The sequence below is a fragment of the Paenarthrobacter sp. TE4293 genome, from assembly GCF_050435325.1.
GTDB lineage: Bacteria > Actinomycetota > Actinomycetes > Actinomycetales > Micrococcaceae > Arthrobacter > Arthrobacter nitroguajacolicus_C.
The window spans coordinates 36,994-61,550 of record NZ_JBNJRY010000003.1 but is presented as its reverse complement, the minus strand read 5'-3'; the positions used below and the strand labels follow the sequence as shown (position 1 = coordinate 61,550).

Here is a 24,557-nt window from a genome sequence, read left to right as displayed (position 1 = left end):
GCCCTCCGCGCGGCGGATCAGGAAATGCGCGACGACGGGAGGGTGAATTGTGAGGGGTGGACATCTTACCGGCAAGGCGAGGAGCTGGGATGTCCCACATCAGTTGTTTGCGCTAGCCGTTAGGCTTGTACCCATGTGTGGAATCGTAGGCTATGTTGGCAATTCGTCTCGCAAGGCAGCTGGTCACAGCGCCCTGGACGTCGTCGTGGAAGGGCTGCGCCGTCTTGAGTACCGCGGCTATGACTCCGCAGGCGTCGCAGTGGTGGCTGACGGGACTATCTCGTCCCGTAAAAAGTCCGGCAAGCTGAGCAACCTGATCGGTGAACTGGAAGCAAATCCAGTACCTGAATCCCTGACCGGCATCGGCCATACCCGTTGGGCAACCCACGGCGGCCCGACCGACCGTAACGCGCACCCGCACCTCTCCGACGGCGGCCGCCTTGCCCTGATTCACAACGGCATCATCGAGAACTTCGCTGAGCTCAAGCAGGAACTGCTGGCCAAGGGCGTCACCTTCGAGTCGGAGACCGACACCGAAGTTGCCGCTGCGCTGGTCGGTGACATCTTCCGCACCCAGCTCAACGGCGACGGCGGCAACCTCACCGAGGCCATGCGCCTGGCATGCCAGCGGCTCGAAGGCGCTTTCACCCTGCTTGCAGTCCACGCAGACCAGCCGGACGTCGTTGTTGCTGCCCGCCGCAACTCCCCGTTGGTTGTCGGCTTGGGCGATGGCGAGAACTTCCTCGGCTCCGACGTCTCCGGCTTCATTGACTACACCCGCCGTGCCGTGGAACTGGGCCAGGACCAGATCGTCACCATCACCGCCGACTCCGTGGAAATCACCGACTTCTTCGGTGCTCCCGCCGAGGGCAAGGAATACCACGTCGACTGGGACCCGGCATCAGCCGAAAAGGGTGGCTTCAACTCCTTCATGGAGAAGGAAATCCACGACCAGCCGGACGCCGTAGCGCAGACCCTCCTGGGCCGCTCGGACCTTGACGGCAAGTTGACCCTGGACGAACTCCGGATCGACCCCGAGCTCCTCAAGCAGGTGGACAAGATTATCGTCCTGGCTTGCGGTACCGCGGCCTACGCCGGCCTGGTAGCGAAGTATGCCATCGAGAACTGGTGCCGCATCCCCACGGAAGTAGAACTCGCCCACGAGTTCCGTTACCGTGACCCGATCGTTGACTCCAACACGCTGGTGGTTTCCATCAGCCAGTCGGGTGAAACCATGGACACGCTGATGGCCGTCCGTTACGCCCGCGAGCAGGGCGCCAAGACGATCTCCATCTGCAACACCAATGGCTCCACCATTCCGCGCGAATCCGACGCCGTGCTCTACACGCACGCCGGCCCTGAAATCGCAGTGGCATCCACCAAGGCATTCCTGGCGCAGATCACGGCTGCCTACCTGCTTGGCCTCTACCTGGCCCAGCTGCGCGGCAACATCTTCTCCGGCCAGATCAAGGACGTCCTTGCTGACCTCAACAAGATTCCTGCCAAGATCCAGCACATCCTGGACACCGCAGGACCCTTGCGTGAGCTCGCCCGCAGCATGAAGGACGAAAAGTCCGTGTTGTTCCTGGGCCGCCACGTTGGCTACCCGGTTGCCCTCGAAGGCGCCTTGAAGCTCAAGGAAATCGCGTACATCCACGCCGAGGGCTTCGCCGCAGGCGAGCTCAAGCACGGTCCGATCGCCCTGATCGACGACGGCCAGCCGGTCTTCGTTGTGGTGCCCTCCCCGCGCGGCCGCGACTCCCTGCACTCCAAGGTAGTCAGCAACATCCAGGAAGTCCGTGCACGTGGTGCGCGTACCCTGGTGATCGCTGAGGAAGGCGACGAATCGGTCAAGGACTACGCGGAGTACGTGTTCTACGTGCCGGAGACGCCCACCCTGCTGATGCCGCTGTTGACCACTGTTCCGCTGCAGATCTTTGCTGCTGAACTGGCCGGCGCCAAGGGCTACGACGTGGACCAGCCGCGTAACCTCGCCAAGAGCGTGACCGTAGAATAACGCCATGATCGTTGGCATTGGCGTAGACGTCGTAGACATCGAACGGTTCGGCCGGCAGCTGGAACGGACGCCCGGGCTCCGGGACCGTTTGTTTGTTCCTGCCGAACGGGAACTCAACACCCGTTCCCTGGCTGCCCGTTTTGCGGCCAAGGAAGCCGTGGCCAAGGTCCTGGGTGCCCCTGCGGGTATGAACTGGCAGGACTGCTGGATCGGCCTCGACCAGAATGGTCCTACGGTCCAGGTCAAAGGAACCGTGCTGGCGGTAGCTGAGGCAAAAGGCGTCAAGCGCTGGCACCTGTCCATAAGCCACGACGGCGGCATCGCTACGGCGACTGTCCTCGCCGAGGGCTAGACGGACTCTCTACAGCAATGATCAGCGCCTTCACCGGACAACAGATCAGGGATGCGGAACAACCGCTCCTGGACTCCGGTGGGGGCGCTGTTCTTATGCAACGGGCAGCTTATGGACTGGCCCAGGCCGTGGCACGCGAGGTCAAGCGCCGTCGCAGGTTGGCCGGGGCCAGTGTCACTGTCCTGACCGGCAGGGGCAACAACGGCGGCGATGGCCTCTATGCCGCGGCCCTGCTGGCCCGCCGTGGGATGCGCGCGACGGCGGTACTCGCCGCAGCAGAAGTGCATACCGAGGCGCTGGCTGCTTTTACGGCAGCAGGTGGAAGGACCGTGCAGCTGGACGCGGGGAACGCTGAGGAACTCGCGGTCCTCAGCGCAGGCGACGATGTGACTGTCGATGCCCTGCTCGGCACAGGTGCCCGTGGCGGCCTCCGGGGCGCTTCTGCGGAACTCGTTGCATCACTCCAGGAACTGCGCCCCCGCTTGGTGGTGGCCTGCGACCTCCCCAGCGGGCTGGATGCCTCCACCGGGGAGGTCCATTGGCCCGTGCTCGACGCGGATGTCACCGTGACCTTCGGGGGCGTCAAGGCGGGGCTGATGACCGATCCCGGCGAAGGATGTTCCGGGCGTGTCCACGTGGTCCAGATCGGGATCGAAGAGTCGTTGGACTCCCTGGAACCTGAGCTTCGCCGACTGACTTCCCAGGACGTGGGGGCCCTGCTGCCCAGTCCGGGCCGTCGCGCGCACAAATACTCCCGGGGTGTCCTTGGCATCGTCACCGGATCGCTTCGGTTTTCAGGTGCCGCTGTTCTCAGCGTCCATGCAGCGGCCCTCACCGGACCGGGGATGGTGCGGTACCTCGGCCCCCACACAGTGGCACAATTGGTGCTTGCCAGGACCCCTGAGGCTTTGTGGGAATCCGATGAACCCGGCCGAGTCCAGGCGTGGTTGCTTGGCTCCGGCGTTGACGGGGAGGAGCAACTGGAGCGGGCCAGGAAAGCTGCCGAATCTGCCCTTGCCAACGATCTGCCCGTGGTAGTCGATGCCGGTGCGCTGAGTCTCCTGCCGGAACACTGCCCACCACAGTGGATCCTGACACCCCATGCGGGGGAGTTGGCAACGTTGCTCTCATCCCTGCCGTCCACGGGAGAGGTCGCTGTGACCCGCGAGGACGTGGAATCCCGGCCGCTGCACTACGTCCGGCAGGCCGCGGAGCAAACCGGGGCCACCGTGCTCCTGAAGGGAGCCACCACCTTGGTGGCGTCGCCGTCGGGTGTTGTTTTCAGCCAGTCCGAGGGCACCGCGTGGATGGCGACGGCGGGCAGCGGTGACGTCCTGGGTGGTGTGCTGGGCGCCCTGCTGGCGCAGTCCGCAGAGTCGATCACGGACGACGACGGCGCATATGCCGGCCTGGGCCTGGCTCGCGCCGACCGCTGGGCTGCCTTGGCTGCGGCTGCAGCGGCTATTCACGGGCGGGCAGGAGCAGCTGCGTCCGCTGCATTCGGTGGCGGCCCCCTTACAGCGTCGGCGATCATGGCGGCGGTACCGGGCGTCATTGGTTCGCTCAGCGCGGAATACGACCCTGCAAGACCGTAAGGTTACTGTCCGTGTCATGGGTCTTGAGTAGGCTTGCAGCAGTTGTTCGCATCATCAAGAGGAGAACGCATGGAAGTCTGGCCTGGATCGGCTTATCCGTTGGGTGCCACGTTTGACGGCACCGGCACCAACTTCGCGCTGTTTAGCGAGAAGGCCGAAAAAGTGGAGTTGTGCCTCTTTGACGACGACGGCGGCGAAGTCCGCGTGGAACTCACCGAGGTTGATGGTTTTGTGTGGCACTGTTACCTGCCGCAGGCCCAACCGGGGCAGAAGTACGGCTACAGGGTTCATGGCCCGTACGACCCCGACGCCGGGCAGCGCTTTAACCCCAACAAGTTGTTGCTGGACCCGTATGCCAAGGCCATCCACCGTCAGATTGACTGGGATCCGTCCTTGTTCTCCTACAACATGGGGGATCCGGATTCACGCAATGACGAGGATTCTGCGCCGCACATGATGCTGGGCGTCGTCATCAACCCATTCTTCGACTGGGATGGCGACAAGCTCTTGCGGATTCCCTACCACAAGTCAGTCATCTATGAGGCCCACGTGAAGGGCCTGACGCAGATGCACCCCGAGATCCCCGAGGAACAGCGCGGCACGTACGCGGGCGTTGCCCATCCGGCGGTCATCTCCCACCTGCAGAAGCTGGGGATCACTGCGATCGAACTCATGCCCGTGCACCAGTTCGTCAACGACGGCATCCTGCAGGACAAGGGCCTCAACAACTACTGGGGCTACAACACCATTGGGTTCTTTGCACCCCACAACAGCTACAGCTCCAAGGGCGATACCGGCCAGCAGGTGCAGGACTTCAAGGCCATGGTCCGCGCACTGCATACTGCGGGAATCGAAGTCATCCTGGACGTCGTGTACAACCACACGGCTGAAGGCAACCACCTGGGCCCCACGCTGTCCTTCAAGGGCATCGACAACTCCGCGTACTACCGCCTGGTGGAAGACGACCAGAAGTACTACATGGATTACACCGGCACCGGAAACTCGCTGAACGTCCGCAGCCCGCACTCCCTGCAACTGCTGATGGATTCCCTCCGTTACTGGGTGACCGAGATGCACGTGGACGGTTTCCGCTTTGACCTGGCCTCCACCCTGGCACGCGAGTTCTACGACGTCGATAAGCTCTCCACCTTCTTCGAACTCATCCAGCAGGACCCGGTTGTATCCCAGGTGAAGCTCATCGCAGAACCGTGGGACGTTGGTCCCGGTGGCTACCAAGTGGGCAACTTCCCGCCGCAATGGACCGAATGGAACGGCCAGTACCGCGATACCGTTCGTGACTTCTGGCGCGGGGAGCCCTCCACGCTGGGTGAATTCGCATCACGCCTGACCGGCTCGGCCGACCTCTACGAACATTCCGGCCGCCGTCCTGTGGCATCGATCAACTTCGTGACCGCCCACGATGGTTTTACGCTGGCGGACCTCGTCTCCTACAACGAGAAACACAATGAGGCCAACGGCGAAGACAACAACGACGGCGAGTCCCACAACCGCTCCTGGAACTGTGGCGCCGAGGGCCCGACCGACGATCCGACGGTCCTTGGCCTGAGGGCACGCCAGCAGCGAAACTTCATTGCTTCCTTGTTCCTGTCCCAGGGTGTCCCCATGCTCCTCCACGGTGACGAACTCGGCAGGACGCAGAAAGGCAACAACAACGGGTATTGCCAGGACTCGGAACTGACGTGGATCAACTGGGACACTGTGGACCAGCCGCTGATCGAGTTCACGGCTGCTGTGAGCGCACTCCGGGCAAAGCACCCCAGCTTGCGCCGGAGCCGCTTCTTCGACGGCCGCCCGGTCCTCCGGGGTGAAGGCGAACGTCTGCCGGACATCGTATGGCTGGATGCCGATGCCAGCACCATGAGCCCCTCGGACTGGGACGAGGCCTTGGGCCGCTCCGTTGGTGTCTTCCTGAACGGCGACGGAATCCACGGCCTGGACAACCAAGGACGACGCATCACTGACGTCAATTTCCTGCTGTACTTCAACGCCGACCAGGACGAGGTAGGCTTCCGGATTCCGTCGGACGAGTACGCGCCGGCATGGGATGTCATGATCGACACTGCTGGAGAAGGCGCAGAGGCAGGTGTCGTCAAGCCTGACCAGATCCTCATGGTGGGCGGCAAGTCCCTGGTTGTGCTTCGTGCGCACAGCACCCCCGAGATAGAGCCCGACCACTCCGTAGCAGCGTCGCTGGCCGCGCTGACGCACACCAGTACCCCGGAAACGGCTTCGATTACGGCTCCTGCCGTGACGTCGCTGCCCTTCGATTACAAGGGCGACGCTGCGGCAAACCAGGAGTCCGGTGAGTCGAAGAAGGCGGACTCATGAGGACGCCTGTCTCGACCTACCGGCTCCAGATCCGGCCCGGCTTCACGCTTCAGGAGGCAGCCGAACTCACCGGATACCTCCGAAACCTTGGCGTCGACTGGGTCTATGTATCGCCGATCCTCACGGCGGAGGAAGGCTCTGACCACGGTTACGACGTCACCGATCCTTCCACGGTGGATCCTGCGCGCGGTGGTCCCGAGGGGCTGGCTGCCCTGTCTGAGGCCGCCCGTGAGCAGGGTCTGGGCCTTCTTGCCGACATCGTGCCCAACCACATGGGCGTTGCCTCTCCCGGGCAAAACGCCTGGTGGTGGCAGCTGCTGAAGGAGGGGCGTGACTCCAGGTACGCCGAGGCCTTCGATGTCGATTGGGACTTCGGTGGCGGGAAGATCCGCATCCCCGTCCTGGGCAGCGACGAGGATGTCGATCAACTCACAGTGGTGGACGGTGAACTGCACTACTACGATCACCGGTTTCCCTTGGCCGACGGCACCTTTGAGCCCGGCGACAGCCCCCAGGACGTCCATGCCCGGCAGCACTACCAGCTCATTGGCTGGCGCAGGGCGGACGCCGAACTGAACTACCGCAGGTTCTTCGCCGTGAACACCTTGGCCGGCCTGAGGGTCGAGATCCCGTGGGTCTTCGACGAGTCGCACGAAGAGATCGTGCGCTGGTTCCGTGAAGGACTGGTGGACGGACTCAGGATCGACCACCCGGACGGGCTTGCAGATCCTGAGGGGTACCTGGCCAGGCTCCGGGAAGTGACGGGCGGCGCCTACCTGTTGATCGAGAAGATCCTGGAGCCGGGGGAGCAGCTGCCGGAGACCTTCGACTGCGAAGGTACCACCGGCTATGACGCTCTCGCCGACGTCGACCGCCTCTTTGTGGATCCCACCGCAGAGGAGTACCTCGATTCCCTGGACGCCAGGCTGCGGGACGCGGAAGCTCCGGCAGACTACGAAGAGATGATCCATGGGACCAAGCGCCGTATTGCCGATGGCATTCTCCGTTCGGAGATTCTGAGGCTCGCGCGCTTGGTACCCGCTTCCGTGGGCTTGCCGGCGGACAAGGTGGCGGATGCCATTGCGGAAGTCATCTGCTGCTTCCCGATCTACAGGACGTACCTCCCCTACGGCCAGGACGTTCTGGTTGAATCCATCAACCGTGCTGCGGAGAACCGCGCCGACCTCAAAGACGTGCTGGAAGACCTGACGCCACTGCTGCTGGACTCCACCGGGGCCCTGGCACGACGGTTCCAGCAGACGTCGGGCATGGTGATGGCCAAGGGCGTGGAGGACACGGCATTCTTCCGGTACACCCGCTTGGGGACCCTCACTGAGGTGGGGGCTGATCCGACCGAATTCGCCGTGTCCAATGACGTTTTCCATGACCGCATGGCCCGCCGGCAGCAGGTCCTGCCACTGTCCATGACCACGCTGAGCACCCATGACACCAAGCGCAGCGAGGACGCCCGGGCCCGGATATCGGTCATTTCCGAAGCTGTCCCCGAATGGGAACTCTTCCTCGGGACGGTCCAGGAGTTGGCCCCGATTCCGGACGGCCCGCTGGCCGCCTTGGTGTGGCAGTCCATCGTTGGGGCGTGGCCGGCAGACCGCGGACGACTTCAGTCGTATGCCTTGAAGGCGGCCCGTGAAGCCGGGAACTCCACCAACTGGACCGACCCCAACCTGGAGTTCGAGCGTCATCTGGCTGCCGCCGTCGACTCTGTGTTTGATGTGCCGGAGGTTTCGGCGGCGCTGGCCAACTTCGTCGCTGAGCTCGAGCCGTACGGGACCTCCAACTCGTTGTCGGCCAAACTGGTCCAGCTGACCATGCCCGGAGTTCCCGACGTCTACCAGGGCACAGAGTTCCGGGACGGCTCCTTGACGGACCCGGACAACAGGCGCCCTGTTGACTTCAAGGCACGCATCGCCACCTTGGCAGATCTGGACAGCGGCGCTGCGCCGTCGTTCACGGAGGAAGCAGCCAAGCTGCTGGTGGTGTCCCGTGCCTTGCGGTTGCGGCGGGACCGGCCTGAGCTTTTCGGCGGGTACCAGCCCGTAGTGGCCAAAGGGGCGGCAGCGAATCACGTCGTGGCTTTTGACCGTGGCGGAGATCGGCGAGGTGCGCTGACCGTTGCCACGCGCCTTCCCAAGGGTCTTGCCCGGGAAGGGGGCTGGAGGGACACGTCCATCGAGCTGCCTGCGAACGTCCGGGACGAGCTCACAGGAGCCACCTACAGTGCCGGCGCCGTCCCGGTCGCGACACTGTTGGAGCGGTATCCCGTGGCCCTGCTGGTACCCACGGACTGATCCCGACTACCTCAAACCATCACTGCAACGCACGCTTGAACACGCATAAGGGAGCATGATGCTGGAGCACGCTGCTGGAAAAAACCGCTACGACGTCTGGGCGCCGAACGCTGATTCGGTCCGGCTGCTTGCCGACGGGCATGAGTACGACATGGAACATCACGACGACGCCGCCCCGGGATGGTGGCGGGCGCCGGCCGATGGTGCGGGCCAGGAAGGGGACGGTGTGCCCTATGGGTACATCGTGGATGGAGAGGGGCCGTTTCCTGATCCGCGCTCGCGGAGGCAACCTGACGGGGTGCACGGATTGTCTGCCACCTTCGATCCTTCCGTCCATGAGTGGCAGGACTCCGCCTGGAAGGGGAAGCAGCTCAAGGGCTCGGTCATCTACGAGCTGCACCTGGGCACCTTCACCCCGGAAGGAACCCTGGACGCTGCTGCTGCAAAGCTCGACTATTTGGTGGACCTTGGCGTGGACTTCATCGAATTGCTGCCGGTCAACGGTTTCAACGGCGTCCACAACTGGGGCTACGACGGCGTGCTGTGGTACGCAGTCCATGAGCCCTACGGGGGCCCGGCAGCCTACCAACGGTTCGTCGATGCGGCGCATGCCGCCGGCCTGGGAGTCATCCAGGACGTCGTCTACAACCACCTTGGACCCAGCGGGAACTATTTGCCCAAGTTCGGCCCGTACCTGAAGTCGGGGGAGGGAAACACCTGGGGTGACTCCGTCAACCTGGATGGGCCCGGATCCGACGATGTCCGGCGCTACATCCTGGAGAATGCAGCAATGTGGCTCCGGGACTACCACGTGGACGGGCTCCGCCTCGACGCTGTCCACGCCCTGCGCGATGAACGGGCCGTGCATATCCTGGAGGAGTTCGGAGCCCTGGGGGACCAGATCGAAGCCGAGACAGGGATTCCCAGGACCCTGATCGCGGAATCGGACCTGAACAACCCGCGCCTCATCTACCCCCGTAAAGACAACGGCTACGGGCTGGAAGGCCAGTGGAGCGACGACTTCCACCATGCCGTCCACGTCAACCTCAGCGGGGAAACCACCGGCTATTACGCGGACTTCGATTCGCTGGCGGTCCTGGCGAAAGTGCTGGAACATGGCTTCCTCCACGATGGCAGCTACTCCAGTTTCCGGGGAAGGCACCACGGCAGGCCCATCCGCCGGGACCTGGCGCACCCGTCGGCACTGGTGGTCTGCCTCCAGAACCACGATCAAATCGGCAACCGTGCCATTGGCGATCGACTCACCGCTTCGCTGTCCTACGGAAAGTTGGCCATCGGTGCTGTGTTGACCATGACGTCCCCGTTCACACCGATGTTGTTCATGGGCGAAGAATTCGGCGCCTCCACCCCGTGGCAGTTCTTCACGTCCCACCCGGAGCCCGAGCTTGGCAAAGCTACGGCTGAGGGCCGCATCAAGGAATTCGAACGGATGGGATGGGACCCCGCTGTTGTGCCGGATCCGCAGGATCCCCAAACGTTCCTGCGCTCCAAACTCAAATGGGAGGAAGTCGGCGAGGGGGATCATGCCCGCCTGCTGCAGCTGTACAAGGATTTAGCACAGCTGCGCCGGAATACTCCGGAGTTGGTGGACGGAGGCTTCGGCAGCACTCTAGTGGAGTATGACGACGACGAACGCTGGCTGCAGATGTCCCGCGGCACCGTCCGCGTGGTGTGCAACTTCGGAGACGAGGAGCTCGCAACGCCCTTGGACGGCTCCATCCTGCTGGCCACCGAGCACGGTGCTGCCTTGGACGAGGCGACGTTGACGCTCCCAGGCGGGAGCGCCGCCGTCGTGCGGGTCCACTAAACCGCGCACCTGCCCGGGGTGACGGCGCCCACATAGCGGACAGCGCCGTCACCCCGGTTTGTGCAGTGGCAGGATGGTATGTATGACTTATTCGGCTGCGGAAAACCGCTACGAAACCATGCCCTACCGCCGCGTCGGACGCAGCGGACTCAAGCTCCCTGCCATCTCGCTGGGCCTTTGGCACAACTTTGGCGACGACAAGCGTTTCGATGAACAGCGTGCCATCCTGCGCAGGGCGTTCGACCTGGGTGTCACCCACTTCGATCTCGCCAACAACTACGGACCGCCGGACGGATCTGCAGAAACGAACTTCGGACGCCACCTGAAGGACGACTTCACGCCGTACCGGGACGAGTTGGTCATCTCCACCAAAGCCGGCTACTACATGTGGCCCGGCCCCTACGGTGAGTGGGGATCCCGCAAGTACCTGCTGTCCAGCCTGGACCAGTCCCTGGAGCGCATGGGCCTGGACTACGTTGACATCTTCTACAGCCACCGCCCCGACCCCGAGACGCCCCTTGAGGAAACGATGGGTGCGCTGGACTACGCAGTCCGCTCCGGCAAGGCGCTGTACGCAGGCATCTCCTCCTACACCCCGGAACAGACCCTGGAAGCTGCCCGGATCCTCAAGGAGCTCGGAACCCCGCTGCTCATCCACCAGCCCAGCTACTCCATGCTGAACCGGTGGACCGAGAATGGATCACCCAACCTCTACGAGGCACTGGATCAGGTGGGAGCAGGGTCAATCGCGTTCTCTCCGCTGGCCCAAGGCTTGCTCACCAACCGCTACCTCAACGGCGTGCCTGCCGATTCGCGCGCTGCCAAGGAACGGTTCCTGTCTGAAGCGCAGCTCACCGAGGAGAAGTTGGATCGGGTGCGCGGGCTGAACGCCATCGCCGAAGGCCGTGGGCAGACGCTGGCACAAATGGCCATTGCCTGGATCCTGCGCGACCAGCCGAAGGGCTCACCCGTGACCTCGGCGCTGGTTGGTGCCTCAAGCGTGGCCCAGCTCGAGGACACGCTCAGTGCCATCAACAACCTGAAGTTCACCACCGACGAGCTCACCGCCATCGACGAGTTTGCCGTGGAATCGGACATCAACCGGTGGGCCCAAAAGTAGCCTGCCGACCTTCGCCATAAAACAGCAGGGACCGGCCGGGAACAAAGCCGGCCCCTGCTGTGTTGGTTACAATGCAATAGTGCGCCGAATGGCGCCGTGCCAATCAGTCGTGCCCTGGACTCAGTCAGGGCTGCGCCTGGCACATGAGGTTTAGTTCTCAAAGGAGTTCCGTGTCTTCACATCCGATTCGTGTTGCCATTGTCGGCGTAGGTAACTGCGCCGCATCGCTGGTCCAAGGTGTTCAGTACTACCGCGACGCTGACCCCAAGGCCACGATCCCGGGTCTGATGCACGTCGAGTTCGGCCAGTACCACGTCAACGACGTCCAGTTCGTTGCTGCCTTCGATGTAGACAGCAAGAAGGTTGGACTGGACCTCGCCGACGCCATCGGAGCGAGCGAAAACAACACCATCAAGATCGCCGACGTGCCGGCTACCGGAGTCACCGTCCAGCGCGGGCACACGCTCGATGGCCTGGGCAAGTACTACCGCGAGACCATCGTTGAGGCCCCCGAAGAGACCGTGGACATCGTCGCGGCGCTGCGCGAGGCCAAGGCCGACGTCATGGTCTGCTACCTGCCCGTCGGTTCAGAGCAGGCCGCCAAGTTCTATGCCCAGTGCGCCATCGATGCCGGTGTTGCCTTCGTCAACGCCCTGCCCGTCTTCATCGCCGGAACCAAGGAGTGGGCTGACAAGTTCACCGAGGCCGGCGTGCCGATCGTGGGCGATGACATCAAGAGCCAGATCGGTGCCACCATCACGCACCGTGTCATGGCCAAGCTCTTCGAAGACCGCGGTGTCACCCTGGACCGCACGTACCAGTTGAACGTCGGTGGCAACATGGACTTCAAGAACATGCTGGAGCGGGACCGCCTTGAGTCCAAGAAGATCTCCAAGACCCAGGCCGTGACCTCCAACGTCGAGGCCGAACTGCACGCTGATGACGTCCACATCGGACCGTCCGACTACGTCGCCTGGCTTGACGACCGTAAATGGGCCTTCGTCCGCCTCGAAGGCCGCAACTTCGGTGACGCCCCGGTGTCCTTGGAGTACAAGCTTGAGGTCTGGGACTCCCCGAACTCCGCAGGTGTCATCATCGACGCCATCCGCGCCGCCAAGATCGGCCTGGACCGGGGGATCGGTGGCCCGCTGCTCTCCGCTTCCAGCTACTTCATGAAGTCCCCGCCGGAGCAGTTCAACGACGACCTCGCACGCGAGAAGGTCGAAGCCTTCATCCGCGGCGACATCGAGCGCTAAACAACCTGGCGTTTCACAGGCGCCCCCGCACCAGGTGCGGGGGCGCCTGCTTGTTTTTAACGCAGGGGGATCAGAAAAGCCCGGTGGGATGCCCTTCAGCGTCGACGTCCATGCGCATCGCTGCCGGTTCCTTCGGCAGGCCCGGCATGGTCATGACGGCACCGGTTAGGGCGACGATGAACCCGGCTCCGGTCTTGGGGATCAGCTCGCGGACATGCACCGTGAAGCCCTTCGGCGCTCCGAGCCTGGAGGCGTCGTCGGTGAAGGAATACTGCGTCTTGGCCATGCAGACCGGGAAACCCGACCAGCCGTTCTTCTCGATCTCGGCGAGGCGTTTCAGGGCGGGAACCGAAAACTCGACGCCGTCGGCCCCGTAGATCTCCTGCACTATGGTCCGGATCTTCTCCTCCACGGACAGCTCCAACGGGTACAGATGGTGGAAATCAGACGGCGCGGACAGCGCAGCGGCCACCTTGGCAGCGAGCTCGTCGCCGCCGTCGCCACCACCACCCCTGCCCCAGACATCGGCGACGGCGGCCTCCACCCCTTCAGCAGCACACCAGGCAAGCAGCCACTCAAGTTCTTCGGGGGTGTCCGTGGCGAACTTATTGATGGAGACAACAGGGGAGATGCCGAACTTCGAGATGTTGCGGACATGCCGCCTGAGGTTTTCCACCCCGGCCGCCACGGCCTCGACGTTTGGCTGGTTGAGCTGCTCCTTGGGAACCCCGCCCTGCATCTTGAGGGCACGGATGGTCGCAACGACCACGACGGCGGAGGGCGCTACCTCGGCGATCCGCGCCTTGATGTCCATGTATTTCTCTGCGCCAAGGTCCGCGCCGAATCCAGCCTCGGTGACCACGATGTCGGCGAGCTGCATGGCCGTGCTGGTAGCTATCAGCGAGTTGCAGCCATGGGCAATGTTGGCGAACGGGCCTCCGTGGACCAACGCCGGGGTCCCGGCGATGGTTTGGACGAGGTTGGGCTTGATGGCGTCCTTCAACAGCATGGTCAGCGCACCCTCTACCCCGAGGTCCGCGACGGTGACCGGCGCGCGGTGGTGGGTATATCCAAAGGTGATCCGGCCCAGGCGTGCCCTCAGATCGTCAAGATCTGTGGAAAGGCAAAAGACCGCCATGATTTCCGACGCAACGGTGATGTCGAACCCGTCCTGCCTGGGCACACCCTGCATTGGCCCGCCGAGTCCGATGACCACTTCCCGCAGGGAGCGGTCGTTCATGTCCAGCACGCGTTTGAACGTCATGCGGCGGGGATCGATTCCGAGGTCATTGCCTTGGAAAATGTGGTTGTCCACCAGTGCCATGAGCGCATTGTTCGCTGAAGTGATCGCGTGGAAGTCGCCGGTGAAGTGCAGGTTGATATCGTCCATGGGCAGCACTTGGGAGTAACCGCCGCCGGTAGCACCTCCCTTCATGCCCAGGATGGGCCCCAGGGACGGCTCGCGCAGGGCGATCATGACCTTGTGTCCGGCGCGGGCAAGGGAGTCTGCGAGCCCCACCGTGGTGGTGGACTTGCCTTCGCCTGCCGGGGTGGGGGACATCGCGGACACCAGCACCACTTTGCCGGGTGCTTTGCCCGCAGGGATGACGAGTTTGGCGGGATTGATTTTCGCCTTGTAGGGCCCATACAGCTCGAGGGCGTCCACAGCTATGCCCGCGCGGAGGGCGATGTCCTCAATGGGCAGCATGGTGGCGTTGTGGGCAATTTCAAGATCAGTCATGACCTTTTCAGACATCGTTGTCCTTTGGCTGGGTTTTCCCGCAGCGGGGATGCTGCTGCAGGCGTTGGTTCGCTGTGCGCGACAATCTACCAGCCCCGGAACGGGTTCCGGGCGACGACTCAGCGCCGCGGGACCAGCAGCCCGCCAACGGCCTCGCGATAGCTTTCCAGGGTGATGGCTGCCGTCCGTTGCCACCCGAAGGACTCGGCATGGGTGGCGGCCAGGCGGCCCATGTCCTCACGGGTTTGGACGTCGTCGTAAAGGTCCTCAAGGGCGTCCGCCCAGTCCGTGGGGTCGTGCCCGTCCACCAGCATGCCGGTCCGACCATCCGAGATGGCGCGGGACAGTCCGCCCACGTTGGTGGCTACCACCGGTGTACCGCACGCCTGGGCTTCCAACGCCACCAACCCGAAGGACTCGCTGAAAGAGGGCATCACCACGACGTCCGCTGAACGGAACCAGCTGGCCAGCTCCGGTGCCACTACCGGCGGGCGATGCGTGACGACGTCGGCAAGTCCTGCGTCTTCGATGATGTGCTGAAGGTTGAAATCCTTGGCTCCGCTGAGCGAGCCCAGGATGGTCATCTCAAGATCGATGTCCGGCCGCCGCTTTCGGAGGATTCCGGCAGCTTTGACGAAGACCTGGGGACCCTTGAGCCGCTGGATCCTGCCGGCGAAGAGGATGTGGAAACTGTCCGGGCGCACGTCGCGCTCCCTGCGCGATTTACGCCGGAACGATGGCGTGAAGACTTTGAGGTCCACGCCGGGCGGTGCGACATCGATCCTGTCAAGGTCTGCCCCGTAGTGGGAAACCAGCTCTTCGGCTTCGGCAGGAGTGTTGGCCACCAGGCGGGCGGCACCGTCAACGATCCGTTGCTCGCCCTCTTCGCGCCGCCGTGGCTCCGGGCGCTCTCCGGATTCGAGGACGAGGTTCTTGACCTTGGCCATGGTGTGCATGGTGTGGATCAGCGGAACGCCCCACAGCTCGGACAGTTCAAGTCCTGCCACTCCGGAAACCCAATAGTGCGAGTGGATGGCGTCGTAACGGCCGTGGAGTTGGCTGCCCCGGATCCTGTCGATTTCTTCCACCATCTGATGCAGGAGGGCAGGCAGTTCTTCCTTGGGCACCTTCCGGCGCGGCCCGGCCATGACGTTGTGGACGCAGACGCCGGGCCCGGGATGTTCGACGGCGGGTTGGCTCGCTTTGGTGGAACGGGTAAAGATCTCCACTTCCACCCCGGACTCTGCAAGCGCCATGGCCAACGCCCGGACGTAGACGTTCATCCCACCGGCATCCCCGGCGCCTGGCTGTTCCATGGGGGAGGTGTGCAACGACAGGAACGCCACACGACGGATCGAAGGCACCGCATTCCTCCTGACACTCACAGCAGACGGCAAAACCATGTTTGCCCTGCAGAAAACACTACTCCTGCCCGCCCGATGCATCCCGGCCAGGTGGTCAAGGCTGCTACCGTGGCCGCTGTGAGCCAAGAACAGACTTTCGACATCCGACAAGCCGCCCCTGAGGACTGGCCCGGTATCTGGGCCATCCTGGAACCGGTGATCCGTGCCGGAGAGACCTTCACCTGGGACCGGGACACCACGGAGGAAGAGGCCCGGAGCAAGTGGACCAAGGATGCTCCCGGCCAGACCTTTGTGGCGGTCGGCAAGGACACGGGCGGGATCCTGGGAACGGGGGAGTTCCACGCCAACCAGTCCGGCGGCGGGAGCCATGTTGCCAACGCCGGGTACATGGTGGGGGCCAACAACTCGGGCCAGGGCATCGCCCGCGCCCTCTGCGCGTATTCACTGAGCGAAGCAAAAGCGGCAGGGTTCTACGCCATGCAGTACAACGCCGTGGTGGAAAGCAACGTCCGTGCTGTGTGGCTGTGGCAGTCCATGGGGTTCAGGATCCTCGCCACGGTACCTGAAGCTTTTGACCACCCGGAGATCGGATACGTCGGCCTGCACGTCATGTACCGGAAGCTGTAGGGCACGGCTCAACAGAATTCCCCAGTTTTGCTGAAGCCGTCAACTCCATAAACGGGCCAGTTCGGGAAAGGCAGCCTCGTATCCGGCCAGGAGTTGCTCTCCCAAAGCCGCCGAGCCGATCAACGGGTGTGCCGCAAAAGCGCCCACGGCCGACCCGCGCTCACCGTCCACGACAGCGCGGATCGTCAGTCGCTCCACCTCCTTGACGTGCTGCATCAGGGTGAGGAACTGCCCGGCCGGCCGTTCCTGCGGGAGCGGCAACGCGCCGTCGGGCGTTACCTCGCACGGAACCTCGACGACGGCGTCCCCCGGCAACCCGGGCACGGCCACTTCCGTCGGGGACGCCCCGCCTGCAGCCGTCACCGGCGTATTGGGCACGTTCAGGATCAGCTGCGAAGACCCGCCGCCGGACAGCGCCCGCATCACGGAAAGCGCCACCCGCTCGTAACCGCCACCTGCAAGGTCTTCCTCGTCGCGTTGCTCCCCATGGGTGCGTGACTCGGCCAAATAGCCTTCTTCGCGGGAGCGCCGGGCACTGTCCCACAACGCATAGGCGTGCGGGGATTGGACCAGGGCCGGGTACAGCGAACGCTGCTGCTGGTGGATGGAGGTCCCACGGGTTTCGTTCTGCCGACGGATGGCGTCGGTGGCCTTCACCGTTTGGTAGTAGTAGTACAGGTATTCGTTGGGCAGGCAGCCAAGCTGCAGCAAGGTGTGCTGCCCGAACAACCTGCCTTCTTCCATGGATTCCACCGCGGTGTGGTCCGAAAGCAGCCCCGGCAGCAGGTCGTGTCCGCCGGGGGCCAACCGGTAGAGCCAGCCCAGGTGGTTCAGCCCGAAGTAGCCCACGCCGTCGAGCGTTCCTTCCGGCAACGGCGAGCCGGCCGCCCGGGCCGCCCGCTGGACCAGGCCTCCTGCGGAATCGCAGATACCGATGACCTTGCGGCCCAGCACGGGAACCAGGGCCTCGGTGACCATGCCGGCGGGGTTGGTGAAATTGATGAGCCACGCATCGGGGCAATGCAGGCGCATCGCTGCGGCCAGCTCCTGCATGCGTGGAATGGTGCGGAGCGCATAGGAGATGCCGCCGGCACCCGTGGTTTCCTGACCCAGGAGGCCGAGGTCCAGTGCCACGCGTTCGTCGGCGATTCTCCCGGCAGTTCCGCCTGGGCGGATGGCGGCAAAGACCATATCCGAGCCGCTGAGGGCCTCCTGGAGGTCGGTGGAAACGACGACGGCGGGTGCGGAACCACCGGGTGCGGGCATGTCTCGGATGACCGCCGCGATGGCAGCAAGCCGGGCGGCGTCCACGTCGTAGAGCACCAGCTCGTCCACCAGTCCGGCGAAGGGACCCGCGCACAAGGCCCTGTAGACAAGGGGAACCCGGAAGCCACCGCCGCCGGCGATCATGAGCCGCATGACCCGAGTCTATGCAGCCCAGTACGTGCAGCGTAGTCTGCCGTGCATGGACGCTATGCCCCAGCGACGTTTTGATCCCTTGGCTGCCGTGCGATCGGACGGCGACCACCAGTGCGACCTCCTCCTGACCGGAACGGTCTTCCAGGACATCATTTTCACCGGACTCCCGCACGCACCCGAACCCGGCACGGAGGTGTGGAGCGAAGGCATGGGCAGCTGCCCCGGCGGTGTCGCAAACCAGGCCATCGCGGCAGCGCGCCTCGGCTTGCGGACCAACCTCGCCGCGACCTTCGGGGACGACGGCTACGGCGACTACAACTGGCAGATCCTGGAAAGCCAGGAACACGTCGACCTCTCCCTCTCGCAGAGAGTTCCCGGCTGGCACTCACCCGTCACGGTTTCGATGTGCGTGAACCAGGACCGGTCCATGGTCACCCACGGCCACCCTGCCCCGATCAGTTCCTCCGAACTGATCGGGAAACCGCCCAAGGCGCTCGCCGCCGTGGCTGACCTGGGGGAGGAACTGGAACCGTGGATGCTCGCAGCGAAGGAAGCGGGTACCAAACTTTTCGGCGTGGTGGGTTGGGACCCCACCGGGGAATGGTCAGAGCGCCGGATGGACCAGCTGGGAAATTTCCATGCCTTCCTGCCCAACGCCCCTGAAGCGATGGCATTCACCGGCAAGGCCGACCCCTGGGCGGCTCTGTACTCCCTGGCAGACCGGGTGCCCGTGGCAGTGGTAACGCTGGGACCACAAGGCGCGGTGGCAGTGGATTCGGAAACCGGGGAAGAGGAATGGGTACCCTCCCTGCCCGTTTCCGCGTCCGATCCCACCGGCGCGGGGGACTGCTTTGGGGCCGCCTTCATTGTCGGCTGTTTGGCCGGTTGGAGGTTGGGGGACCGGCTCCGGTTCGCCAACCTGTGTGCTTCCCTGGCCGTGCAGGAAGTCGGCGGTTCCCTGGCCGCACCCGGGTGGGGCGATATCGCCGACTGGTGGCAGCGGGCCAACGCACGGAAGGAACGCCAATCGAGTCAGTGGCTGCGGCGCTTCGCGTTCCTGGAACCCATCGTCAAGGACATCCCCGCCGAGGCCCAGCGGCGCGCCCGGGCAACGATCGCGCATTTGTCCGACGCACAGTAGGGGCGTTGCAGCACCTGCAGTTAACCCGAGTTCACTGACAGCACTAGAATCTCTAGGGTGACTTACGAAGCAGCTGCAGATATCGGTATCGGGTCGAAAGCCTCCATAGCAAAGTCGGCGGTGTTGGAACGCTCCGCCGTGATTGACCTCGAAGCCGTGCGGCACAACGTTCGTCAATTCGTCGCCATTGCGTCCCCCGCCTCGGTCATGGCCGTGGTGAAGGCAGACGCTTACGGCCACGGAGCCGTCCAAGTAGCCCGTGCAGCCCTCGACGCCGGTGCCGCGTGGCTTGGTGTGGCGCACATATCCGAGGCCCTCGCCTTGCGTGCCGCCGGGGTGGATGCGCCGCTGCTGGCCTGGCTGCACACCCGTGAAAGCAACTTCCAAGCGGCAGTCGCCGCGGGCATCGACGTCGGAATTTCCGGCTGGGAGCTGGACGCCGTGGTCGCGGCTGCCCGCGAACAAGAAAGGCCCGCGCGGGTCCACCTGAAAGTGGACACCGGCCTGGGCCGTAACGGCTGCACTATTGCCGACTGGGATGGGTTGGTGGGCCAAGCCATGGAATACCAGGATCAGGGCCTCCTGCGGGTCGTGGGCATCTTCTCGCATCTCGCTGTGGCCGACGAGCCGCACCGCCCGGAAACCGATGAGCAACTGGCCGTCTTCCGCGAGGCCATCGCCATGGCCGAGGACGCCGGAGTGGACATGGAGGTCCGGCACATCGCCAACACACCCGCCACGCTGTCCCGCCCGGACTCACACTTCGATCTTGTCCGTGTCGGCCTCGGTGTCTACGGCCTGTCGCCGTTCGAAGGCGCTACGTCCGCGGAGCTTGGCCTCCACCCGGCCATGACGGTCCGCACGCTGCTGTCCAACTGCAAGAAGGTGCCCACGGGCCAAGGCGTCTCCTACGGGCTCAACTACCGGACCACCGAAGAAAGCACGCTCGGACTGGTGCCGTTGGGCTACGCCGATGGTGTGCCCAGGATTGCCACCGGAGGCCCAGTGCGGGTGGACGGCATCAACTACCCGGTGGTGGGCAGGATTGCCATGGACCAGATGGTCATCGACCTTGGACCACTGTCCCCTGAAGCGGCGGCAGGCCTCAAGGGCGCCGAAGCCGTGATGTTCGGCAACGGAGCCGACGGTGGCCCCACCGCTGATGATTGGGCCGCCGCCGCGGGAACGAACAACTACGAAATCGTCACGCGCATCAGCCCACGGGTGCCGCGCAGCTATGTCAACGAGGCCCCGGCGCAGGCAGAGGCCCGCACGGCTGCCGGCAAGGCGACTGAGACGGCAGCACCATGAGCGAAGCCCATTGGGAGCGTAGGTTGACGGTCACGACGGCGGAGCAGACGCACGCGCTCGCAGCAGCTGTGGGTGAGGTACTCGAAGCCGGGGACCTCCTGGTCCTGACCGGCGAACTGGGAGCGGGCAAGACAACCTTCACCCAGGGGCTCGGCGAAGGCCTGGGTGTGCGGGCCGGCATCATTTCGCCCACGTTTGTGTTGGTCCGGATCCATCCCAACCGTGCTGATGGTCCGCGGCCCGGCGGCCCGGACCTGGTCCACGTGGATGCTTACAGGCTGGAATCTGCGGCGGAGATCGACGACATCGATCTGGAGAACACCTTGGACACCTCCGTCACGGTGGTGGAGTGGGGCCGGGACCGCGTGGAGCACCTCTCGGACAGCCGCCTCGAGGTTGACCTGCACCGGTCTGTCGGAGGGACGGCAACGGCGGACGACGTCATGGACTTTGATACAGATGACGACGACGAACCCCGCACCCTTGTTTTCCGCGGATACGGTCCCCGTTGGGCCGAAGCTCCGCGACCCCTTGACACCACTTCCCCCGAGAAAGGCAACTGATGCTGATCCTGGCCATAGACACCTCAGCGGTGGCCAGTGCGGCCCTGATCTCGGACGTTGCCATGGAGGGTGTGGTGGATTCCTTCGCTACGGAGGACACCCGTAGCCATGCAGAGGTCCTGGCCCCGGGCATCGCCAAGCTCCTGGCCGGAGCAGGCATCACTGGTGCGGACGTCGATGCGATCGTCACCGGAGTAGGACCTGGACCATTCACGGGCCTGCGCTCCGGCATCGCGACGGCCCGAACCCTGGCCTTCGTCTGGAACAAGCCGTTGTATGGCCTGATGAGCCTGGACGCCATCGCGCTCGACGTTGCCGAGTCCACGGCAGCCGCTCCTGAATTCCTGGTGGCCACCGATGCCCGGCGAAAAGAGGTCTACTGGGCGCGGTACACGCTGGCTGAGGGCCAACTGCCGGAGCTCGTGGACGGACCGCATGTTGGCTTCGCCTCGGAGCTTCCGGACTTGCCCGTGTTCGGCGCTGGAGCCGGCCTGTATGCCGACGTCCTGCGGGCCAACGAAGATTTCTCCCGGACCCAACCTGACGCTGCCTCCCTGGGCCAGTTTGCTTTGGCCAAGCTCACGGCCGGTCAGCCCTTGCTGGATTCCACTCCGCTGTACTTGCGGGAATCGGACGCCCAGGTCCCCGGGCCCCGGAAACGTGCACTGTGATGGGACGGAACCTGTGAAGTTATCACCCAAGCTTGAACTCGCCGGGGTTTCCCTGCGGGACATGACGGAGACCGACATCCCCGCAGTGGAGATGTTGGAGCGCCGGTTGTTCCCTGTAGACGCGTGGCCGCTCCAAATGTTCTTCGATGAACTGGCGCAGCCGGAGACCCGGCGTTACATCGTGGCCGAGGTCGCCGGCGAGATTGTGGCCTACGCCGGATTGATGTGCATCGAGCCGATCGCGGACGTCCAGACGATCGCCGTCGTGCCTGAATTCGAAGGCCGGGGCATCGGTTCCGCCGTCCTGGCGGAACTCATCGACGAAGCCCGGCGGCGCCGTGCGGCGGACGTCCTGTTGGAGGTCCGGGCAGACAACCCCCGTGCCCAACAGTTGTACCAGCGGTTCGGATTCGAGCAGATCCACGTCCGTCCGCGCTACTACCGGGACGGGACGGATGCCCTGATCATGCGGCTTGAACTGAACACACCACACGAAGGAGCCACAGCGTGAGCGCGCCCCATCCGGAACAGCCGCGGCAGCCGTTGGTGCTCGGCATCGAGTCCTCCTGTGACGAGACCGGCGTAGGCATCGTGAGGGGTACCACCCTGCTTACCAACACGGTGTCCTCTTCCATGGACGAGCACGTACGTTTTGGTGGTGTCATCCCGGAGATCGCTTCGCGTGCACATCTTGACGCATTCGTGCCAACGCTCCAGGAGTCGCTGCACGAGGCCGGGGTGACCCTGGACGATATCGACGCCATTGCCGTCACCTCGGGTCCGGGTCTTGCCGGCGCGCTCATGGTTGGGGTCTGTGCGGCGAAGGCCTTGGCCGTTGCCACGGGTAAACCGCTGTATGCGATCAACCATTTGGTGGCGCACGTTGGCGTCGGGCTGCTGGACGCGCGGACGTCACCGGATGGCAAGCACGACGTCGGAGCTGCCGCCGGCCTGGGTGCCGGAAAGCTGCCGGAAAACCTCGGAGCGCTTCTGGTATCGGGTGGGCACACGGAGATCCTGCGGATCAGGAGCATCACCGATGACGTGGAGCTGCTGGGCTCAACCATCGACGACGCCGCTGGTGAAGCCTATGACAAAGTGGCCCGCATCCTCGGCCTTGGCTATCCCGGTGGACCCGCTATCGACAAACTGGCACGCCAGGGCAATCCCAAGTCCATCCGCTTCCCGCGGGGCCTCTCGCAGCCGAAATACATGGGTACTGCGGAGGAGAGGGGCCCGCACCGCTACGACTGGTCCTTCAGTGGCCTGAAAACAGCTGTGGCCCGTTGCGTTGAACAGTTCGAAGCCCGCGGCGAGGAAGTACCGGTGGCGGACATCGCGGCGGCGTTCCAGGAAGCCGTGGTGGATGTCATCAGCTCCAAGGCAGTCCTGGCCTGCAAGGAAAACGGCATCACCGATGTCCTGCTGGGCGGGGGAGTTGCCGCCAACTCGCGGTTGCGGGAACTGACCGGGCAACGCTGTGCCTCGGCCGGCATCACGCTCCACGTTCCGCCGTTGGACCTTTGCACGGACAACGGTGCCATGGTGGCGGCTCTCGGGGCCCAACTGATCATGGCCGGAGTTGGACCGAGCGGCGTCACCTTTGCGCCGGATTCCTCCATGCCGGTGACTACCGTGTCAGTGGCCGCGCAGGCTTAGGGTCCTAGGCGTCCGGACCCTTGCGCATTTGCTGGACGAGGTCCATGACCACTGCCTGCAGGTCTCCGTTGTGCTCGGCGGCGACACGCCGCTGGCGCTGGTAGCTGGCTCCGCGGTCGATGATCTTCAAGACATCGGCCAGCTCTTCGGAGCAGCCGAGCTTTGCTGCCACAGGCTCCAAGCGCGCCACCGTTTCGGCGAGGTGTTCGGTCACCAACTGCTCATTGCCCTCTGCGTCGAGGATGATGATGGCTTCCATCCCGTAGCGTGCGGCCCGCCACTTGTTCTCCTGCACGTGCCACGGCGGCATGGTGGGGATGCTGCCTCCGGCGTCCAGAATGGAGGAGAATTCGTCCACCAGGCACTGGGTCAGTGCAGCAATGGCCCCTACTTCTTCGAGGGTGGCCAAACCGTCGCAGATGCGCATCTCAATGGTGCCCAGGTTCGAAACCGGCCGGATGTCCCAGCGGATTTCGGAGGTGGCGTCGATGACGCCGGTGGTGAACATGTCCTGGACGTAGGACTCGTACGCTTCCCAGGTTTCGAACTGGAACGGCAGCCCGGCGGTGGGAAGCTGCTGGAACATGAGCGCACGCTGGGACGCGTATCCGGTTTCTTCCCCGGCCCAGTAGGGGCTGGACGCGGACAAGGCCTGGAAGTGGGGGAAGTAGTTGACCAGACCATCCAGAATGGGGAGGACTTTGTCGCGGTGGTCGATTCCCACGTGCACGTGGACGCCGTAGATGACCATTTGACGACCCCACCATTGGGTCCGTTCGATCAGCTTGGCGTAGCGCTCTTTGTCCGTGACGGGCTGGAGCAGGGGAGGGCTGAAGGGGTGGCTGCCGGCGCAGAACACTTCAACACCCATGGGGTCGGTGACTTCGCGGACCGCGGCGAGGGACCGGCTGAGGTCCTCTTTGGCGTCCTTGACCGTCTCGCAGATTCCTGTGACCAGTTCAACGGTGTTGAGGAGGAGCTCCCGCTTGATGTGGGGGTGTTCGTCGTCCTCGTTGAGATCGGGATGGTTGGCGGCGACGCCCTTCAGGACGTCATTGGCAACCGATACCAATTCCCCTGTGCGTGCATTGACCAGCGCCAACTCCCATTCCACACCCAGTGTCGATTGCCTGGATGGCGCAAAATCAATCTGCACGTCGTCCCCTCATTGTGTTGTCAGCCGGGCATGATTCCCCGCTGCGGGGCCGCCAGCGGTCGGATCAAGTCTAATGCAG

19 protein-coding genes are annotated in these 24,557 nt (G+C 64.1%); 15 read left to right on the top strand and 4 right to left on the bottom strand.

The window, feature by feature from the left end:
- Positions 1-133: 133 nt before the first annotated feature.
- The 8 genes from glmS (at position 134) to QF015_RS06530 (ending at position 12,826) form a co-directional block, all read left to right on the top strand.
- Positions 134-2,017 carry a glutamine--fructose-6-phosphate transaminase (isomerizing) gene (gene glmS / locus QF015_RS06565; protein ID WP_310205930.1) on the top strand — a complete coding sequence of 628 codons (1,884 nt, stop codon included), beginning with the start codon at positions 134-136 and terminating at the stop codon, positions 2,015-2,017.
- 4 nt (positions 2,018-2,021) lie between these two features.
- Positions 2,022-2,369, top strand: coding sequence for a holo-ACP synthase (locus QF015_RS06560; RefSeq protein WP_018760400.1), 348 nt, complete (start codon positions 2,022-2,024; stop codon positions 2,367-2,369).
- 17 nt (positions 2,370-2,386) lie between these two features.
- Positions 2,387-3,964: an NAD(P)H-hydrate epimerase gene (locus QF015_RS06555; RefSeq protein WP_429387884.1), complete on the top strand. Its 1,578-nt coding sequence runs from the start codon at positions 2,387-2,389 to the stop codon at positions 3,962-3,964.
- Positions 3,965-4,033: 69 nt separating this feature from the next.
- On the top strand, positions 4,034-6,313 hold the full coding sequence (gene glgX / locus QF015_RS06550) for a glycogen debranching protein GlgX (RefSeq protein ID WP_310205922.1): 2,280 nt from the start codon (positions 4,034-4,036) through the stop codon (positions 6,311-6,313).
- Complete coding sequence (treY, locus tag QF015_RS06545; protein WP_429387882.1) at positions 6,310-8,622, top strand: malto-oligosyltrehalose synthase; 2,313 nt, start codon at positions 6,310-6,312, stop codon at positions 8,620-8,622. Before glgX ends, treY begins: the two co-directional genes overlap by 4 nt.
- Positions 8,623-8,680: 58 nt before the next feature.
- Positions 8,681-10,450: a malto-oligosyltrehalose trehalohydrolase gene (gene treZ, locus QF015_RS06540; RefSeq protein WP_429388467.1), complete on the top strand. Its 1,770-nt coding sequence runs from the start codon at positions 8,681-8,683 to the stop codon at positions 10,448-10,450.
- Between the two features lie 82 nt (positions 10,451-10,532).
- A complete protein-coding gene (gene mgrA, locus QF015_RS06535; RefSeq protein ID WP_310205917.1) occupies positions 10,533-11,570 on the top strand; it encodes an L-glyceraldehyde 3-phosphate reductase in 1,038 nt (345 codons plus the stop codon).
- A 170-nt stretch (positions 11,571-11,740) separates the two neighbouring features.
- A complete protein-coding gene (locus QF015_RS06530; RefSeq protein ID WP_310205913.1) occupies positions 11,741-12,826 on the top strand; it encodes an inositol-3-phosphate synthase in 1,086 nt (361 codons plus the stop codon).
- A gap of 70 nt (positions 12,827-12,896) precedes the next feature.
- Here the strand turns inward: QF015_RS06530 and QF015_RS06525 are convergent, their stop codons facing one another.
- Both QF015_RS06525 and mshA read right to left on the bottom strand, forming a co-directional pair.
- A complete protein-coding gene (locus QF015_RS06525; RefSeq protein WP_429387880.1) occupies positions 12,897-14,582 on the bottom strand; it encodes a formate--tetrahydrofolate ligase in 1,686 nt (561 codons plus the stop codon).
- Between the two features lie 104 nt (positions 14,583-14,686).
- Positions 14,687-15,931: a D-inositol-3-phosphate glycosyltransferase gene (mshA, locus tag QF015_RS06520; protein ID WP_429387878.1), complete on the bottom strand. Its 1,245-nt coding sequence runs from the start codon at positions 15,929-15,931 to the stop codon at positions 14,687-14,689.
- Positions 15,932-16,039: 108 nt separating this feature from the next.
- On the opposite strand from mshA, the gene QF015_RS06515 reads away from it, so the two are divergent.
- A complete protein-coding gene (locus tag QF015_RS06515) occupies positions 16,040-16,558 on the top strand; it encodes a GNAT family N-acetyltransferase (protein WP_310205903.1) in 519 nt (172 codons plus the stop codon).
- 39 nt (positions 16,559-16,597) lie between these two features.
- On the opposite strand, the gene QF015_RS06510 is transcribed toward QF015_RS06515, so the two are convergent.
- Positions 16,598-17,977 (bottom strand): 6-phospho-beta-glucosidase, encoded by a 1,380-nt coding sequence (locus tag QF015_RS06510; RefSeq protein WP_310205900.1) that lies wholly within the window; start codon positions 17,975-17,977, stop codon positions 16,598-16,600.
- A gap of 46 nt (positions 17,978-18,023) precedes the next feature.
- Between QF015_RS06510 and QF015_RS06505 the strand changes: the two genes are divergently transcribed.
- From QF015_RS06505 to tsaD, 6 genes are read left to right on the top strand one after another with little or no spacing between them, the layout of a single operon-like run.
- Positions 18,024-19,118: a carbohydrate kinase family protein gene (locus tag QF015_RS06505; protein WP_429387875.1), complete on the top strand. Its 1,095-nt coding sequence runs from the start codon at positions 18,024-18,026 to the stop codon at positions 19,116-19,118.
- A 57-nt stretch (positions 19,119-19,175) separates the two neighbouring features.
- A complete protein-coding gene (gene alr / locus QF015_RS06500) occupies positions 19,176-20,429 on the top strand; it encodes an alanine racemase (protein ID WP_429387872.1) in 1,254 nt (417 codons plus the stop codon).
- The gene (gene tsaE, locus QF015_RS06495) at positions 20,426-20,992 is read left to right on the top strand and encodes a tRNA (adenosine(37)-N6)-threonylcarbamoyltransferase complex ATPase subunit type 1 TsaE (protein WP_429387869.1); all 567 of its coding nucleotides are present in this window, start codon (positions 20,426-20,428) and stop codon (positions 20,990-20,992) included. Before alr ends, tsaE begins: the two co-directional genes overlap by 4 nt.
- Entirely contained in the window at positions 20,992-21,663 is a 672-nt protein-coding gene (gene tsaB, locus QF015_RS06490) for a tRNA (adenosine(37)-N6)-threonylcarbamoyltransferase complex dimerization subunit type 1 TsaB (RefSeq protein WP_429387866.1), read from the top strand. The genes tsaE and tsaB overlap by 1 nt, the downstream gene beginning before the upstream one ends.
- A 13-nt stretch (positions 21,664-21,676) precedes the next feature.
- Positions 21,677-22,174, top strand: a complete 498-nt coding sequence (gene rimI, locus QF015_RS06485; protein ID WP_310205887.1) for a ribosomal protein S18-alanine N-acetyltransferase — start codon at positions 21,677-21,679, stop codon at positions 22,172-22,174.
- Positions 22,171-23,322 carry a tRNA (adenosine(37)-N6)-threonylcarbamoyltransferase complex transferase subunit TsaD gene (tsaD, locus tag QF015_RS06480; protein ID WP_429387863.1) on the top strand — a complete coding sequence of 384 codons (1,152 nt, stop codon included), beginning with the start codon at positions 22,171-22,173 and terminating at the stop codon, positions 23,320-23,322. The genes rimI and tsaD overlap by 4 nt, the downstream gene beginning before the upstream one ends.
- A 4-nt stretch (positions 23,323-23,326) precedes the next feature.
- Here tsaD and QF015_RS06475 read toward each other — a convergent pair whose 3' ends face one another.
- Positions 23,327-24,478, bottom strand: a complete 1,152-nt coding sequence (locus QF015_RS06475) for a glutamate--cysteine ligase (RefSeq protein ID WP_310205880.1) — start codon at positions 24,476-24,478, stop codon at positions 23,327-23,329.
- Positions 24,479-24,557: the final 79 nt, after the last annotated feature.

Coding starts and splice junctions, on each gene's coding strand:
- QF015_RS06560 (WP_018760400.1), top strand. CDS start 2,022: ATGATCGTTGGCATTGGCGTAGACGTCGTAGACATCGAACGGTTCGGC.
- tsaE (WP_429387869.1), top strand. CDS start 20,426: ATGAGCGAAGCCCATTGGGAGCGTAGGTTGACGGTCACGACGGCGGAG.
- QF015_RS06555 (WP_429387884.1), top strand. CDS start 2,387: ATGATCAGCGCCTTCACCGGACAACAGATCAGGGATGCGGAACAACCG.
- QF015_RS06505 (WP_429387875.1), top strand. CDS start 18,024: ATGGACGCTATGCCCCAGCGACGTTTTGATCCCTTGGCTGCCGTGCGA.
- glmS (WP_310205930.1), top strand. CDS start 134: ATGTGTGGAATCGTAGGCTATGTTGGCAATTCGTCTCGCAAGGCAGCT.
- QF015_RS06525 (WP_429387880.1), bottom strand. CDS start 14,582: ATGTCTGAAAAGGTCATGACTGATCTTGAAATTGCCCACAACGCCACC.
- treZ (WP_429388467.1), top strand. CDS start 8,681: ATGCTGGAGCACGCTGCTGGAAAAAACCGCTACGACGTCTGGGCGCCG.
- tsaB (WP_429387866.1), top strand. CDS start 20,992: ATGCTGATCCTGGCCATAGACACCTCAGCGGTGGCCAGTGCGGCCCTG.
- mgrA (WP_310205917.1), top strand. CDS start 10,533: ATGACTTATTCGGCTGCGGAAAACCGCTACGAAACCATGCCCTACCGC.
- treY (WP_429387882.1), top strand. CDS start 6,310: ATGAGGACGCCTGTCTCGACCTACCGGCTCCAGATCCGGCCCGGCTTC.
- glgX (WP_310205922.1), top strand. CDS start 4,034: ATGGAAGTCTGGCCTGGATCGGCTTATCCGTTGGGTGCCACGTTTGAC.
- QF015_RS06510 (WP_310205900.1), bottom strand. CDS start 17,977: ATGCGGCTCATGATCGCCGGCGGCGGTGGCTTCCGGGTTCCCCTTGTC.